Source organism: Paenibacillus sp. SAFN-054 (assembly GCF_051966755.1).
Classification (GTDB): Bacteria; Bacillota; Bacilli; order Paenibacillales; family Paenibacillaceae; genus Paenibacillus_AQ.
On the sequence record NZ_JBQCKS010000005.1, the window covers coordinates 58,716 to 75,269 of the forward strand.

Consider the following 16,554-nt stretch of genomic DNA (forward strand, 5'->3'; position numbering starts at 1 on the left):
ATTCAATGAATGATCAAAAATCAACAGATGTTGAATAAAGGGGATATAAAGATGAGGATATTGGTTTATGGAGCGGGCGTTATGGGCAGTTACCTTGCACATGTATTGGTACGCGGAGGAAATGAGGTTACCCTGCTGGCAAGAGGAAAGAGAGCCATGCAACTGATGACGAATGGGCTTGTTATCCGACATTATTTTCAGCGTCACAACACAGTCGATGAAGTAAACGTTATTCAAGAGCTTACTGCCGACGATCTTTACGATCTCATTTTTGTCGTTATGAAATACAATGATTTCCCATCCGTTCTTTCTTTACTAGCCGCGAATCAGTCTTCCAATATCGTCCTCGTGGGGAATAATGCGGATGCCCGCGGGATGTACAATGAAATTCAAGAAAAGAGTAAAACGAAGAAAAACGTCATTTTCGGATTTCAGATTAGCGCCGGAATCCGAGAGGAGAGCGGACGCATAATCTGCATCCGTGGAGGCGGGCAAATGATATTAGGCAGCTTAGACGGCGAAATTACAATAAAACCTGTCCTGGAGAGCGCATTTAAGAAAGTGAAATATAGAATCGTTTATCATGAAGATATCGATGCCTGGCTTAAAAGCCATATTGTCACGATCGTTGCCTTGAATTCGGTTAGTTATCTATACGACGGCGATTTAAAGAAAGCATCGAAGGACAAGAAACTCTTTAATCAGGCCATTTCTGCAATGGACGAAGGATTTCATCTATTACTGAAGCTAAATTACACGGTTACTCCTGTCAGTCAGGTTAACCTTATCCGTAAGCATAGACGGATCACACATCTGGGTCTAACCTTCATTCACAAATTGCCGTTTATGAAATTGATAGATGGTTCTTTCAGTGAAATTGCAGCTTTGTTCGATTCATTTAACAAACTAAAAAAAAATATACAGATCTCGACACCCTATTGGGATGAATTGGAGAGACAAACGATGTCCAAGTTTGCTGGCCGTTTAAATTAGCACCGCGGCGGAGCGTCGCCCTTCCTTATTAGAGGCATTGTTTTCGCAGAGTGTTACTCTTGCTTAAACCAAAGAACCAGCCATAAAGATGGCTGGTTCGGATTCATGCGGCGTGCATGCACGTCTATTCCTCCTCCGACGCCTGCCGCGCATGATTGTAGAGCTGCTCATAATAGCCATGCATGGCGAGCAGCTCATCATGCGTGCCCTCCTCCACCGCTCTTCCGTCCTTCATGACAAGAATACGGTCGGCGTGCATCACCGTGGATAGGCGGTGGGCGATGATCAGCGTCGTCCGTCCTTCGGATACGGTTTGCAGCGCGTTTTGCACCAGCTGCTCGGTCTGCGAATCCAGATGAGCCGTTGCCTCGTCCAGGATCAGGATCCTCGGCTCGAACACCATGATGCGCGCAAAAGAGATCAGCTGGCGTTCGCCAGCGGACAAGCCGCTTCCCCGTTCGGATAAGAGCGAATCGTATCCCTGTGGCATCCGCATGATCATGTCATGCACTCCGACATGCCGGCACGCTTCTGTCACCTTTTCCCGGGAAATGTCGGTTTGGAACAGCCTTACATTGTCCAGCACGCTGCCCGAGAACAGGAACGGTTCCTGCTGGATCAGGCCCACCAGACGGTGAAGCTGCTGCTGCGGTATGTCCCGGATGTCGATATCGTCGATCCGGATGCTGCCCCGGTTGACGTCATAGAAGCGGTTCAACAGGCTGATCAACGTGCTTTTACCAGCGCCCGTCGTGCCTACGATGCCGACCATTTCCCCGGCGTCCAGATGGAGGTCGAGATGGGGGATAACCGGCTTTGACGATGAATAACCGAAGGTAATGTGATCAAAATCGACTTTACCGCGGGCTTCGTCCACCTTCAGCACGGTTTTCTGCTCAGGCAGCGGGTCTTTGACATCCGGCTCGGTGCTGAAAATTTTCCAGATCCGGTCCATGGACACCATCGTGGATTGGAACGTATTCCACTGCATCGTAATCTGGTTGATCGGCTGAAAAAACTGCCGGATATAGCTCGTGAAAGCGTACAGGACGCCGACCTCCATCGCATTATGGAACACCGCCATGCCGCCGAGCCACACGACCAGCACAAGGGCAAGGTTACCCAGAATATCGAAAGTCCGGTTGAACAGTACGTTAGCCCGTACTTCGCGCATGTTTCCTTCCCAGTAGCTTTGGTTGTGCTCATTAAAGCGCCGGGTTTGTTCCTCTTCCTGCCGGAAGGCCTGAATCAGGCCCATGCCGGAAAGATTCTCCGCAATGAAGCCGATCAGCCGCGAGAGCCGGCTCCGGGTAACCTGATAAGCCTGGCGCAAATAACGCCGGAACATGAAAGCCACGAGGGCGATGACAGGCAAGATGATCAATGAATACCACGCCAGCGTCGTATCCAAACGAAACATGAAATAGATGATCAGGACAAGCGTCATCCCGTCACGGATCAGGCTCAGGAGCACTTGGGTAAAAAACTGGCTGATCGTCTCCGTATCGCTCGACACGTTCGTGACCAGGCTGCCGCGATGGACTTTATCAAAATACGACATGGACATCCTCGAGATATGATGAAACAAATCTTTGCGGATCTTCGCTACGATGCCCTGTCCGGCAAACTGGAGCAGGTTGTTCTGCAGATATGTGAATATAAAGCTGATGAGCGAGATCCCAAGATAAATTCCCGCCATCATGGCGATAAAGCCGAACTCCGCTTTGCCTTTGGCCAAATGGTCGTCAATGACGATCTTGACCAGATAAGGCTGGAGCAAATCCGCTGATATGCCGAGCAGCGCGCAGAAAAAGATGCCTACAAACGTAAGCTTATGCGGCTTGGCGTACTTCAATATATGTTTAAAAGCGTCAAAGGACTTGCCTTTGTCCTCGCCGGACGGCTGATTTGCGGGCAGCGCGGCGGTCTGAATATTAGGCATGCTGCAGTCCCTCCTGTTGCATCCGATATAAGGAAGCGTACAATCCGTCCCTGCGGGCCATAAGCTCCTCATGGCTGCCGCGCTGCACGATCTTTCCTTCATCCAATACGATGATCTCGCTCGCATGCTGCACGCTGCTGATCCGGTGTGCGATGATCAGCGTCGTCTTGCCTTTTCTTTCTTTGACGAGGTTGCCCAGTATGCCGGATTCCGTCAACGTATCCACCGCGCTCATGCTGTCGTCCAGAATCAGCAGCTCGGGTCGTTTCATCAGCCCCCTCGCCAGGCTTGCGCGCTGCCTTTGACCGCCCGAAAGCGTAAGACCGCGTTCTCCGAGCTTGGTCTGAAAGCCTTCCTGGAATGTGTTCACGCTGTCCAGCAGTAAAGCCTGATCCGCCGCGCTTCTGATCTGCTGCAAATTCGCAGACCGGTCGCTGAAGGCAATATTATCCGCGATGTCCGTACTGAACAAAAAGCCATCCTGCGGCACATAGCCGATTTTGCGGCGCAGCGTCTCGAGCGAAACGTCCGTAATATCCTCGCCGCTGACGCGTATGCTGCCCGCAGGCGGCTCATAAACTCGCAGCAGAAGCTTGGCCAAGGTGGACTTCCCGCTGCCCGTTCGGCCGATGAGGCCGACCGTATGCCCTTTGCGAATCGTAAAGCTCACATCCTCGAGAGCTTTCTCCGAGGTACCCGGATAGGAGAAATTCAAGTGACTGATTTCAATATCGCCGATGGAATTCAGCGGGATGGCCGCATCATGATCCCTGACGCTCGGCACCTCGGCGAGCAGGCGGTTGACCCGCTCCAGCGATGCCCCTGAGCGCTGCATCATATTAATGACGTTGCCGATCTGTTGAAGCGGCCCGGTCAGCATCCGCAGGTAAAAGGTCAACGCCACGAAGCTTCCCAGCGTCAAATGGTTCTGAATGGTCATGTAGCCGCCAACCAGCAGCGAAACGACGAGGGATAATGCCCCGAGAAACGGCAGGATAGCCTGAAAAAGGGACGACATCCGCACCAGACGCAGCTGCGAAGCCCGAACCCCATCGACGGTATCATCGAATCGGTGCTGCGCCGTTTCCTCCGTGGCAAAGGTTTTCGTGACCCGAATCCCGCCGATTTGTTCGTCGGCCGATTCCGTCATCGTCGCCAGGTCTTCCTGCACATGCATGGATCTTTCGCGAATGCGCGGCCCGAAGTATATGACCAGAAATGGAATCATGATCAGCGGGCATACGCTTACGACGATTAGCAAAACAGGAATGCCGGTAATCAGCATCATCGCCACGCAGGAAATGACCATGAACACGGCGTTCGTCGTCTGCGTCACCCCAAAGGAAATGGCCTCACGTACCGACGTGACGTCATTCATGACGTAGCTCAGCAGCTTGCCTGTCCCCTGTTTAGAGAAGAAATCCTCGCTCAACCTGGAAAACTGGGTAAAAATCCGGCCACGCGTCAAAAACTCGAAACGCCGCCCCAGCCTCATGATCGTAAATTGTCCAAGGCCGAACATCAAACCGTAAGATACGGCGATCGCCAGCAGAATGAGGCTGTACCGGATAATTCCGTCCCGTCCCAGCGAGCCATCCTTCAGCCCGTCCGTGACCTTGCCCAGCACCTGCGGCAGCAAAGACTGATCTACGTTCGATAAGATGATCAGAACCACAGCCGTCAGATAGAGCAGCTTGTTTTGCTTCACATAACTGGTGAGAAGCTCAAAATTCTTCATCGCGTTCATCCCCTCCTTATGCTGAGACTTCATACTCCCATACCCGAAACGTTATCTAAAATATAGCATATATAACAAAAATCCGCGGCATGCGAAACGGGAACGAAGAGCACAAAACCCTTGTCACATCTGGGTTTTGCACACAATAAAAAAAGGATTTCATCCTTGCTCAAAGTATAAGAAGAGATGGAAAGTCCGCTATTAGTTATAGTTTATTCCTATATGTTCTATATCATTAATATATTTCACATATAAGGCTACTCATGTGACAATAGGGGCAGCCAAATAAACCGGAGGTGTTAGGACATGGATTCCAAAAATCAGTGGCAGCCGGACTCGTATGATCAAAAGTTAGGGTTTGTATCCGAGTACGGAAAAGACCTGTTGTCTTTGTTAAACCCGGGGGAACACGAAGTCGTTCTCGACTTGGGCTGCGGCACAGGCGATCTCACCCGCGATATTGCACGGACCGGGGCAAAGGTAGTTGGAATGGATGCTTCCGCCGAGATGATAGCCCGGGCAAAAGAAAAATATCCCGAAATGGTTTTCCAGGTCGGCGATGCGCAATGCTTCAGTCTGGACATTCCATGCGATGCCGTATTTTCCAACGCGGCACTCCACTGGATGCGGGATGCCGGCGGCGTCGTCCGGAGCGTCTGGAATGCGCTAAAGCCCGGCGGCCGCTTCATTGCGGAGTTCGGCGGAGCAGGAAACGTAGGTACGATCGTCCAGGCCATTACGGAAGTTTTAACCGCAGAATACGGCATTGACGCTGAGGCAAGAAATCCGTGGTATTTTCCGAGTCCGGGGGAATACAGCTCACTCCTCGAGCAGCAGGGTTTTATCGTTCGACTGGTTTATTATTTCGACCGCCCTACCAGGCTCCAAGACGGCAGGGACGGAATGCTCAGCTGGCTCGCCCAGTTCGGGGGCGATTTCTTTCAAGGCCTGAAGCCGGAAGAAATCCAAGAGGCTTGCCGAAAGATTGGAACGAAGGTGCAAGGGGACTTATGGAGGGACGGAGCCATCTACGCAGATTACAAACGCCTCCGGGTTGTAGCCGAAAAGCCTGCGGTCATGGGAGGCTGAGATCTCCCCGATATTTCCCCAGCACTACATTTGCGCCGAAAAAAAGAGCTGCTTCCGCAGCTCTTTTCACGCGCATTAACTCAGCGCGTCAATTTTCCTTTTCGTAACGGGAATCCAGATTTCGCTTTTAAATAGAGGCGAGGTTACATCCTTATTCTCGTTCCACAATATTTCCGGTCCGGGAACCGCCTCATAACTCGATGAAGGAAACCATTCCGAATAGATGCGTCCCCATATGTTCTGGAGCGTAGCCGGAAACGGACCGACCGCTTCGAATACAGCCCAAGTCATGGCGGGCACCTCCAGCTTAGACAGATGTTCCGGACAAGCTTCCGTGGTTGCGGCACCAATATAATGATCGAGCTCTCCCTGCTCCTCCATCCGCCCTTCCGAAAAGTTGACGGACGCGCTGATCAATCCCCGCGGCTCCACGTTGGACAAATCCTTTAACAGCTTGATCTCTTGTTCAGTCAGCCCCTCCCACATGGATGCAATTTCCGGATTGACGCCGCTGAACTGGATCGGCACCCTTTTCTTCAAGCCTGCAATGCGAAATGCGCTTTTCTCAACGATACGGTAGTTCATGCCTTCTCCTCCTTGAATGGACAACTGGAAGGCCATCGGCGGATAAGCTTTGAGCGAGTGTCCATGCTCCCGAGCCTCGGAAGGCGAAATGCCGTGCAGCTGCATAAAGGCCCTGGCAAACGAATCCGGGGATTGATACCCGTATTTCACCGCCGCATCCACCACTCTGACCCGGCTGTCGGCAAGCTCGAATGCGGCCAGTGTCAGGCGTCTGCGCCGAACATACTCGGAGAGCGGGATGCCTGCCAGAGAGGAAAACATTCTTTTAAAATGATATTCGGAGCATAACGCCCTTCTTGCCGCTTCCTTGTAATCCATTTCGCCCGTCAAGTTCTCTTCGATATATCGAAGTGCCTCGTTCATGCTTCTCAACAAATCCATTCCTTTGACCTCCTAATGGCAGCATAACAGGAGAGGAAGACCCCTATCCGACATTCCGTGCACCGATATGCAGGATCGCCTTTAACGCAAACCAAGTCCGCTCGAGAAAAAAGGCAGTCGGAAGGTCGTATGCCGACCCACCCGGGCTGCCCCTTGCTTATTTTTCACCGACGTAGCGGTTATTTCCTGCACCCCAGCCTGCCAACATATAAATGATGCCTGCCGCAATGAGGAGAAGGATCGCAGCGGTCCAGCTCCCCGTCATGTCATGGACTAGGCCGAACAGAAGCGGACCGACCGCTGCCAGCAGGTAACCCACGGACTGGGCCATGCCGGACAGCTCAGCTGCCTGCTGGGAATGGCGGGTACGAAGCACGAAGAACATCGTAACCAGACCAAAGGCGGCTCCCGTGCCCATGCCGATCGGTATGACGGCTGCCGGCACGAGTGCCTGAACGCCTGTCAGCAGCAGCAGAAAGCCGACCATCAAGCATAAGAATGTGAAAAACACCAGCAGGCGCTGATTTTTAAACCGGGCTGCCAGGATCGGTACCACAAAAGTAACCGGCACACTGAACAGCTGCAGCAGCGAGAGCATCCAACCCGCCGTGGACGGGCTCATGCCGCGCTGGGTCAATATTTCCGGCAGCCAGGCCACCACGGAATAGAACACGAAGGATTGCAGTCCCATGACGATAGTTACCTGCCAGGCGAGCTTCGAGCTCCAGATGCTGCTTTTACCCGATACCTGGACACTTGCCGCTTCATGGCGATATCGAAGCTGGGGAAGCCACACGAGCAGCGAGATGACAGCCAGAATGCTCCACATGACCAGCGATCCTCGCCAGCCGGAATGCAAATGGCCTGCCACCGGGACGCTGATACCCGAAGCAATCGCCGCAAAAACGTTCATCGAGACGGAATAAATGCCCGTCATGACTCCCGTGCGGAGCGGAAAGTCGCGCTTGATGAGGCTGGGCAGCAGCACGTTGCTCAGCGCGATGCCAAGCCCAAGCAGAATGGTCCCGCCAAACAAAGCGGTCAACGAAGGAATAAAGCGCAGAATAATGCCTGCGGTCACGGCGCATACGCCAACGAACAAAGCACGTTCCATCCCCCAGCGGCGTGACATTCGCGGAGCAATCGGTGACATGAGTGCAAATGCCAGCAGCGGGAACGTCGTCAGCAGTCCGGCTAACGTGTGGGACATCCCCGTGTCGCTGCGGATCGTTTCAATTAGCGGTCCTACCGCCGTAATCGGTGACCGCAGGGTCGTTGCGATCATAATGATGCCGACGAGCAGCAAAGCCGCCTTCATCCCCGTGGATACGGGGTCGCCGTCCGTCTTTGGTTTTACCTGAGTTACGTTATTCATGATGCCATTCATTGCCTCCTTCAATTTGCTTCAAAAGCATGTCGCGGGATATATCGATATAGCTGCGGACAGCTTCCGCAGAGCCTTCGGCATCTTGCGCGGCAATCGCCTGCATAAGACGTTCGTTCATCTCGGTATGATATTTTAACAGAGCCAGATGGGCGCCGCCGTAAGTAACCACCTGCTGAACCGCCTCACGGATCGATTCGTAAAGGTCGCTCAAGATGGAATTATGGGCCGCTGCGATCACAGCGTTGTGAAAAGCATAATCCGAGCGAATCAAGCGCTCGACTTCCTGTTCCCGTTCAGCACGGCAGTAGTCTTCGAAAGCGGACCGAATGCGGCCCATGTCTTCCGGCGTCCGGCGCAGGGCCGCCAAACGCGCCCCTTCCTGCTCCAAGGCGGAACGAACATCCAGCGTATCGCCAAGCTTGGAGCGTTCCAGCCGGCGCGTCAATGCCGGAGCAAGGCTGCTGGACGAGCATACATAAGTTCCGTCCCCCTGCCTTGTGCGCAGCATGCCGGCATGGATCAGCGCGTGTACGGCTTCACGGATCGTATTGCGGCTGACGCCAAGTTCCTTGACAAGCTCTGGCTCCGCAGGAATTCGTTCCCCCACCTGCCAGGTGCCATTTTCAATCAGCCGTTCCAGTTGGGCTACAATTTGTTCAACCAGCGTTCGTTTTGTCAGACGCTGTAAGTTCGACATCGCAACTCCTCCAAACATCGGATGTTTGGTTCAGTATAGCACAGATTTTACATATGCTTTTGCATTTTCATCAAAAATGTTCGCACGTAAATGTTGGCACCTCCTCAAGGAACACCAAAAAAGCTGCCCTGGAAGGGGCAGCTTTCTCTACTACTATTGAACCTATTTATGCAATGGAAGAATTAATGAAGAATTAAGACTGCAACTCGCTGCGCTGCGACGACGCCGTTTTGTTCCGGTAAAGGGCAGGCATTTTGAAAAATAAAAAGCTGTAAATCTCCACGATCGCAATGGCTCCGATGACATCCATAATGACATGCTGCTTCATAAAGAGCGTCGAAGCGATAATCAAAAGGGACATTCCGCTGATCAGCGTAACATTGATCCGGCTTCGGGCCGGACTTTTCCAGATCATCCGCATCACCATATAGCTGGAGAAGCAGTGGATGCTTGGAAAACAATTGAATGGCTGGTCGCGGTTATAAATAAATCGTGTCAGCTGGTCAAAGGGATCGTTGCCGATAACGACAGGCCGCGGTACAGTCGTCTGGAATACCAGGTAGACGCCGTAGCATGTCAAAGCGCATACCGTATAGATGAGCAGCGAACGGTAATACGACGGCCGGTCACGGAAGAAAAAGTAGACCAGGCAGACGTAAATATAAAATATCCACACGCCGTAGGGCAGAGCGAAGTATTTAATAAAAGGTGTCGCTTGATCGAAAGGCGTCAGGAGGGAGTATACGTTATCCGTCGGCCGGTTAACCAGATGATATAAGCTCCCGAGAACGGGGAAAATAAGCATCAGCAATAAAGGTGCCCAGCGCAGCAGCTGCTTGGGTGCCCTGTTTTTAAGCCATGTCATGTCATCATTACCTTTCTTCTTATCTGCTTTCAGAAATCAGTGCGTCGGCAACGCCCTCAGGCCTTGCCGCTGCCATCCTTGCTGAATCATTGTACCCCGCGATCCTCCATCATTCAACACCAATGTATGTAGAACCTTCTTGAGGAATCAGCTCTCTGCCAGCGAAAACCGGAAAATATGACGCAGAACGACCGCCGCCCCTCCAATCAGTCCTGCATCGGGTCCCAGCAATGACGGCGCGATGACAATACCATCCTTGGAAATACGCATGCCATGTTTGTGAACATGATCACGGACCTGTCCAAGCAATGCCGGATTATCACATACAAGGCTTCCATCCAAGATGATGACGCCGGGATTCAGCAAATTGACCATATTCATGATGCCTGCGCTTAGGTGCCCGGCAATTTCTTCGTTGATGTCTAACGCGAAAGGATCTCCAAGTCGAATCGCTTCTTTATATATAGACGGACGAATCTCCGATATGTTACCCCTGCACAGCTCATTCATCAGCGTGGATCGACCGGAAGAAATCCCGGCTACGATCCTCGAATATACCGCCGGCCAGCTGATCTCATTTTCAAGGCAGCCGACGTTCCCGCATTCGCACCGGATTCCGCTGCGGCTGATACTCGTATGTCCGAATTCCCCCGCTCCTCCGCTGCTTCCTCTCAGAACTTGATCGTTGACCAGAATGCCAGCGCCGACGCCCTCATCAACGACAATATACATCAAATCCTGATGTTCTCCCCAGCCCCCGAATCTCCGCTCCGCAAGCACGGCTGCATTAGCGTCATTCTCGATCCAAGTGCGTAGACCAAAGCGGCCTTCAAGGATTGCCTGCAAAGGAACATGGTCGAGGCGAAGCTTGGAATTATAATTCACGATACCCTGCTCCACGTTGACGATGCCGGGGACGGTAACCGCAATGCCCACGCAGCTATCCAGAGAAACGGTTTCCTTCATAAATAAATCTAGTTCTTCCGTCATAAGCCGAATGACCTGATCACCCTTGGCGCCACCCGTCAGCTTCACGCGCTTGCGTCTTAAACGTGCCTCCAGATTCAGCTCGGCGATCTCGATGGAGCTGTTCGTTACGGCTGCCGCAATGATGAAATGGTTGTCGGGTGCGAACTGCAGCAGGATCGGTTTTCTTCCGCCGCTTGACTCGCCTTCCCCCAGCTCGGATACGTATCCTTCCTTTATAAGCTCCTGTACGGCGGATGCGACGGTAGAGGGGCTGATGCGGCATTCCTTGGCCAGGCTAATCCGGGAAATCGGACCCTTGCTGCGGATTTGGTTCAAAATGATCGAACGGTTCAGCTCCTGGACAAGCTTCAAATCACCTTTCCTCATCTGTTTCAACCATGTTCTCCTCTCTTCACCAGAATACGATCAACACACTTCCATCCTATTCCATTCAGGCCATAAAATATAGTTCGTTCTACACGGATCGCAAGACTTATTCCAATGAGAATAATATGTAAGCTTTTACCGAGTCCCCAAACTCAAACTTATTCCACAAACTGAACTTACCAAATTAATATTTAAACTTTTTTGTAATCGCTTACTTGAAAAAAATATACTGCAAAGCTATAATCTTACGCAACAGATGTCATAGTTTTCCTGAATTGCTATTGTGGAGACAGGAATGAATCATTTTTACTTTTTTCGATGAATGGAATAACTATGACAAAATCATACGGGAAAGGAGGAAGTTCTACATACGAGGCAGCGTTTACTGAAGATTAAATCCGTACTAAAAACTAAATTAGGAGGAAATGTCGATGAGAAAAAGAGCTAGTGTACTCATAACGATTCTGTTCCTGTTTACTACGGTTTTAGCTGGTTGCGGTTCTTCCTCCGGGGATGCAAGCGGAAAAAAGGTCATCAACGTCGCCCTCTGGGATGAAAATGTCAGGGATACGCTCACCAAAACCATCCAGCTGTACAACAAAAGTCATCCGGATGTCGAAGTAAAGGTCACCTATACACCATGGGCGGATTACTGGACCAAGCTCAAAACGAGTCTTGCGGGCAACAGCGGACCGGACGTGTTCTGGATGAACGGCCCCAACTTCTATGCGTATGCCTCGAACGGCTGGATCAAGGATCTTCAGCCTCTGATCGATTCAAGCAAGCTGGATACTTCCGTCTATACCGACGCGCTTGTGGATCTCTACTCTTACAACGACCATCTGTACGGCCTCCCTTATTTCCTCGATGCCGTAGGTCTTTACTATAACAAGGAATTATTCGACAAAGCCGGAATCGCCTATCCGGCCCCAACATGGACGTGGAATACGGTGGAAGAAAACGCGGCCAAATTGACCGACAAAGCAAACGGCACCTACGGGTACGCAGCCCTCATCGACAGCCAGTCGGGATATTACGATCTGATTCACCAGGCTGGCGGCCATATCATTTCGGAAGACAAAAAGAGCTCCGGCTTCAACTCTCCCGAAGCCTTGTCCGCATTCAAGTGGGAACAAAACCTGATGGAACAAGGGTACTCCCCGAGTGCGCAGCAGCAGCTCGAAACGAAACCTCTGCAGCTGTTCGGTTCAGGCAAAATTGCCATGTTCCCTGCCATTTCCGTCAGCGCTCCCGAGCTGTATAAGCTGCTTGGAGACAAGCTTGGCGTCGCCCCGCTTCCTGCCGGGAAACAACAAGCCACGATCGTCCACGGCCTCAGCTGGGCCATGAACGGAAAGACCAAGCATGAGAAGGAAGCCTGGGATTTGATTCAGGTCCTCTCCGGCAAAGAAGGCGAGCAGCTGCTCGCAGACTCCGGATTCAGCATCCCGGCCTACAAAGGAACCGAGGAAGGCTGGCTGAAGTCCATCCCGTCCTTGGACCTCCAAGTATTCGTGGACAGTCTCAAGTTTGCCGTACCGTATCCTGTATCCGAAAAGACCGCCGAATGGCAGGACGTCGAATCGAAGGAAATTCAAGACGCCTTCCTCGGCAAAAAAACGTTTGAGGAAGCGCTCAAAACGATCGCGGACAAAATGGACGGCATTCTCGCCACAGAAGGCAAAAAGTAGCTGGCCATACGAACCCATGACAACGAAAGGAAGGTGCTGCCCGTGAGTTTCCCGGCGGCTTCAGCGAAGCATCAGCCCGACGTCCCATTGAAGAAAAAGCGCAAGGCCTCCAAGCTTTCCATGCGGGAAGCAGCTTGGGGTTACCTGTTCATCCTGCCGGTTGCTCTGGGACTCGCCATATTCTATATGGCGCCCTCTGCCGCATCCCTGTTCCTGTCCTTTACGACCTGGGACGGCATGTCCTCCCCCGTGTTTAACGGACTGGATAATTTCACGCAGCTCGCGGGGGATGAGAAATTTACGCGTTCCCTCCTGAACACGCTGCTCTATACCGTTGCGACCGTTCCGATTTCGATTGCCTTGGCCGTCATTCTGGCCGTGCTTCTGAACCAAAAGATCAAGGGTATGGTCCTGTACCGGACGCTCTACTTCATCCCCGTCATCACGATGCCCATTGCCGTCGGCATGGTCTGGAAATGGCTTTACAATTCGGAGTTCGGTCTCATCAACTTCGTGCTCGGTACGCTGCATCTGCCGCAGCCGAACTGGCTGTTCGACGAGAAATTCGCCCTGTTCTCGATTGTGATCGTGAGCGTTTGGACCAGCATCGGGTATAACGCCGTTATTCTGCTGTCCGGACTGCAGGGCATATCGGCAAGCTACTATGAAGCCGCTTCTTTGGACGGGGCCGGGACGCTCTACCGGTTTTTCCGGATCACGCTGCCCCTTCTGACACCAAGCCTGTTCTTCGTGCTGGTCATGTCCTTTATCAATTCCTTCCAGGTCTTCGACCTCGTCTTTATCATGATGGGACAGCAGACCTCGCTGCTCGATTCGACCCGCACCGTCGTATACAGCATTTGGGAGGATGGCTTCAAATACTTCAATATGGGCTATGCGTCGGCTGAAGCCTTCATCCTGTTTATCGTCATTCTCGTGATTACGGCGTTCCAGATGTATTTCCAGAAGCGCTGGGTTCATTACCAATAGGAAAGGAGGGGCACATCAATGACAAGCTACGCTGCGGACAAGCCCCGCCGGATCGCGGTTCACATTTTGCTGATTGCCGGCGCGGTACTCATGATCATGCCTTTTTTATGGATGCTGTCCACATCCTTCAAATCGTTTCCGGACTCCATGAAGGTGCCTCCGACCTTGCTTCCGACCGAGTGGCATTTCGACAACTATGCGAAGGTGCTGAGCACGATCGATTTCGGAAGGTATTACGCCAATACGCTTATCGTGACCGTGGGCAGGACGGCAGGGCAGCTGCTCCTCTGCTCGCTTGCGGCGTATTCCTTTGCCTGCCTTAAATTCCCGGGCAAGAACGTCATCTTTCTGGCGCTGCTGGCGGTTCTGATGGTTCCGTCCCAAGTGGTCATGATTCCAAGCTTCGTCATTATGCGCGAGCTGAACTGGCTCGATTCGTTCTATGTGCTGATTATCCCCGGCATCTTCAGCGCCTTCGGCACCTTCCTGCTGCGCCAGTTCTTCATGACGCTGCCCAAAGACCTGGAGGAAGCCGCCAAGATCGACGGATGCAGCTATTTCCGCATCTACTGGAACATTTACCTTCCGCTGTCGAAGTCGGCGCTCGTGTCGTTGGCCATATTCACCATTCTCGCCTCCTGGAACGAGCTGCTCTGGCCGCTGATCATGACCAGCTCCGAGGATATGCGCGTGCTGTCCATCGGCATTTCCACCTTCCAAGGCCAGCATTCCACCGATTATCCGCTGCTGATGGCGGGCGCAGTCATGGCGACGCTGCCGATCATCATCCTGTTCATCTTCCTGCAGCGCTATTTTATTGAAGGAATCGCGATGAACGGAATTAAAGGATAAGCCCGATTGGCAGAAAAAAGAAAAAGAACCTTCTTTCCCTTGGGAGAGAAGGTTCTTTCGCGTAGTTTCGTACTGTTGCCGGTCAGTCCGTCATTTCCTGAGCCTGCGGTTATTGATCCAAAGCGGGATACGGAATAGCAGATTGATGAGCAGAACGATGATGACGAGCACGGCTGCCGATCGGTCGGCAATCTGCGCCGCGTCTTCAACAATGGCCTCCGATTGGACGTACCACAGGTGTACGGCCAGCGTCTCGCCCGGCGAGAACAAATTAAAGTCCCACATGTCTCCCGACGTGCTGAGACCTGCGGTCAGCAGAATGACTGCCGACTCCCCGAAAGCGCGCCCCGCCACCAGGCAGATGCCCGTAATGATCCCCTGCAGCGCCATCGGAATGACTGCCGTGCGGATGCATTGGAATTTCGTCATACCAAGCGCATAGGAAGCGTTCTTCACGTCGCCGGGAACCGCCCTCACCGCCTCCTCGGTTACCCGTGCCAGCATCGGCAGGTTCAGGAACGCGAGACTGACGGCGCCGCCCAGAATGGTGAGGCCGATCTGAAAGTATTCGGCGAAGATCGCAAGCCCCAGCATGCCGAATACGATTGAAGGCACCGAGGACAAGCTTTCCACGCAAATGCGCAGCACTTCTGTGAATTTGTTCTCCGGCGCGTATTCCGCCATATAGATCCCAGCCCCTACGCCAATCGGGATGGAGAGAAGCAGCGACAGGAACAATATATAGAAGGAATTGAACAGCACGGGCCCGATTCCGCCTCCGGCATCCATATCCTCGGGGAGATCCAGCAGAAAAGCCGGTGTGAGTCCGGGAAGCCCTTTGCCCAGAATCGTGAAGAGGAGCCACAGAATGAGGAGCGCGACCAATGCTCCGAGTCCGTAAAAAGCGAAGGTTGCCAGCTTGTTATAGATGATCGAGCGCTGCATCTTGCCGCTACGCTTCAGATTCATCATGCCTTGTCACTCCCCTTTCAGCCCAGGTAGCGGATCAACAAAATTAAAACGAACGAGATGACAAGCAGCAGGAAGGCCATCATATGCAGGGCATCGTTCCAGGCGGAATCAAACTCCACATTGGAAATCTGCATCACGATATTGCTGGTGAGCACCGAGGCCGGGGTAAAAAGCGTCTTCGCCAGCTGCGCCGTATTTCCGATAACCATCACGACCGCCATCGTCTCGCCGATCGCACGGGTCATCCCCATGATAACGGCCGCAACGATCCCTCTGCCCGCTGCCGGAATCACCACCCTGAAGATGACCTGAAGCCTTGTCGACCCGAGTGCATAGGCGGCTTCCCGGTATTTCTTCGGTACCATATTGATGGCTTCATCGCTGATGCGGCAAATCGTAGGCAGGACCATCAGCGCCAGCACCAAGGCTGCCGCAAGCAGGCCGTCCCCCAGATTCTCGCCGCTCAGCCTGCGCAAGAAAGGAATAAGGACGGTCAAGCCCAAATATCCATACACGATGGATGGAATGCCAACAAGGAGATCCAGCACGGGTCGGAGCATGTTTTTGATCCACGCCGGTGCGATCTCGGCAATCCATACCGCCAGCGAAACGGCGACCGGAACCGCCAGCACCAGCGTCAGTGCTGTAAGGGAGAGCGTGTTCACGATAATTCCCGCGGCTCCGAAGCGGTTCTCCTCGGGCGTCCAGTCAAACGATAAGAAAAATTCCTTGAAGGAAATATGCTCAAAGGTCAAAAGCGCAGTTCTGCCGATAAAAAAGATGACCAGGCCGAGCACGAAGCATAAGGCAAGAATGCTGGACAAAAAATAATACTTAAAAAACCGGTCTGCCATTCTCGCGCGCATATAACGGCTAAGCCGCCGTTTGCCGGATGGCCTGGAAAATACGAAATCTTCAGGCATGGCCTGCGGGGTGGACGTGCTCACAAGGTTTCCTCCTGTAAAGCAGCCAGCTCCCTATCCGTTCGGGGCTGGCTGCAGCATCAATACGTTGTA

At 52.6% G+C, this 16,554-nt stretch carries 14 protein-coding genes; 5 read left to right on the top strand and 9 right to left on the bottom strand.

What is annotated here, in order from left to right; translation table 11 throughout:
* The first annotated feature begins 51 nt into the window (after window positions 1-51).
* Window positions 52-993 carry a ketopantoate reductase family protein gene (locus tag ACTHPM_RS21290; RefSeq protein WP_440398134.1) on the top strand — a complete coding sequence of 314 codons (942 nt, stop codon included), beginning with the start codon at window positions 52-54 and terminating at the stop codon, window positions 991-993.
* 124 nt (window positions 994-1,117) lie between these two features.
* Here the strand turns inward: ACTHPM_RS21290 and ACTHPM_RS21295 are convergent, their stop codons facing one another.
* Complete coding sequence (locus ACTHPM_RS21295) at window positions 1,118-2,935, bottom strand: ABC transporter ATP-binding protein (RefSeq protein WP_440398133.1); 1,818 nt, start codon at window positions 2,933-2,935, stop codon at window positions 1,118-1,120.
* Entirely contained in the window at window positions 2,928-4,673 is a 1,746-nt protein-coding gene (locus ACTHPM_RS21300; protein ID WP_440398132.1) for an ABC transporter ATP-binding protein, read from the bottom strand. Before ACTHPM_RS21300 ends, ACTHPM_RS21295 begins: the two co-directional genes overlap by 8 nt.
* A gap of 306 nt (window positions 4,674-4,979) precedes the next feature.
* Here ACTHPM_RS21300 and ACTHPM_RS21305 point away from each other — a divergent pair, with 306 nt between their 5' ends.
* Complete coding sequence (locus ACTHPM_RS21305) at window positions 4,980-5,762, top strand: class I SAM-dependent methyltransferase (protein ID WP_440398131.1); 783 nt, start codon at window positions 4,980-4,982, stop codon at window positions 5,760-5,762.
* Between the two features lie 75 nt (window positions 5,763-5,837).
* Here ACTHPM_RS21305 and ACTHPM_RS21310 read toward each other — a convergent pair whose 3' ends face one another.
* The 5 genes from ACTHPM_RS21310 to ACTHPM_RS21330 form a co-directional block, all read right to left on the bottom strand.
* Window positions 5,838-6,728, bottom strand: coding sequence for an AraC family transcriptional regulator (locus ACTHPM_RS21310; protein ID WP_440398130.1), 891 nt, complete (start codon window positions 6,726-6,728; stop codon window positions 5,838-5,840).
* 157 nt (window positions 6,729-6,885) lie between these two features.
* Window positions 6,886-8,103: a CynX/NimT family MFS transporter gene (locus tag ACTHPM_RS21315; RefSeq protein ID WP_440398129.1), complete on the bottom strand. Its 1,218-nt coding sequence runs from the start codon at window positions 8,101-8,103 to the stop codon at window positions 6,886-6,888.
* Window positions 8,096-8,812 (bottom strand): FadR/GntR family transcriptional regulator, encoded by a 717-nt coding sequence (locus ACTHPM_RS21320; protein ID WP_440398128.1) that lies wholly within the window; start codon window positions 8,810-8,812, stop codon window positions 8,096-8,098. Before ACTHPM_RS21320 ends, ACTHPM_RS21315 begins: the two co-directional genes overlap by 8 nt.
* Before the next feature lie 193 nt (window positions 8,813-9,005).
* Window positions 9,006-9,677 (bottom strand): phosphatase PAP2 family protein, encoded by a 672-nt coding sequence (locus tag ACTHPM_RS21325; RefSeq protein WP_440398127.1) that lies wholly within the window; start codon window positions 9,675-9,677, stop codon window positions 9,006-9,008.
* A gap of 147 nt (window positions 9,678-9,824) precedes the next feature.
* The gene (locus tag ACTHPM_RS21330) at window positions 9,825-11,033 is read right to left on the bottom strand and encodes an ROK family transcriptional regulator (protein ID WP_440398188.1); all 1,209 of its coding nucleotides are present in this window, start codon (window positions 11,031-11,033) and stop codon (window positions 9,825-9,827) included.
* 431 nt (window positions 11,034-11,464) lie between these two features.
* Here ACTHPM_RS21330 and ACTHPM_RS21335 point away from each other — a divergent pair, with 431 nt between their 5' ends.
* The 3 genes from ACTHPM_RS21335 (at window position 11,465) to ACTHPM_RS21345 (ending at window position 14,566) form a co-directional block, all read left to right on the top strand.
* A complete protein-coding gene (locus ACTHPM_RS21335) occupies window positions 11,465-12,724 on the top strand; it encodes an ABC transporter substrate-binding protein (RefSeq protein WP_440398126.1) in 1,260 nt (419 codons plus the stop codon).
* Between the two features lie 120 nt (window positions 12,725-12,844).
* Complete coding sequence (locus ACTHPM_RS21340) at window positions 12,845-13,714, top strand: carbohydrate ABC transporter permease (RefSeq protein ID WP_440398187.1); 870 nt, start codon at window positions 12,845-12,847, stop codon at window positions 13,712-13,714.
* 18 nt (window positions 13,715-13,732) lie between these two features.
* On the top strand, window positions 13,733-14,566 hold the full coding sequence (locus ACTHPM_RS21345; RefSeq protein WP_440398125.1) for a carbohydrate ABC transporter permease: 834 nt from the start codon (window positions 13,733-13,735) through the stop codon (window positions 14,564-14,566).
* A gap of 90 nt (window positions 14,567-14,656) precedes the next feature.
* Here the strand turns inward: ACTHPM_RS21345 and pstA are convergent, their stop codons facing one another.
* Window positions 14,657-15,538, bottom strand: coding sequence for a phosphate ABC transporter permease PstA (pstA, locus tag ACTHPM_RS21350; protein ID WP_440398124.1), 882 nt, complete (start codon window positions 15,536-15,538; stop codon window positions 14,657-14,659).
* A gap of 17 nt (window positions 15,539-15,555) precedes the next feature.
* Entirely contained in the window at window positions 15,556-16,461 is a 906-nt protein-coding gene (gene pstC, locus ACTHPM_RS21355) for a phosphate ABC transporter permease subunit PstC (protein WP_440398186.1), read from the bottom strand.
* Window positions 16,462-16,554: the final 93 nt, after the last annotated feature.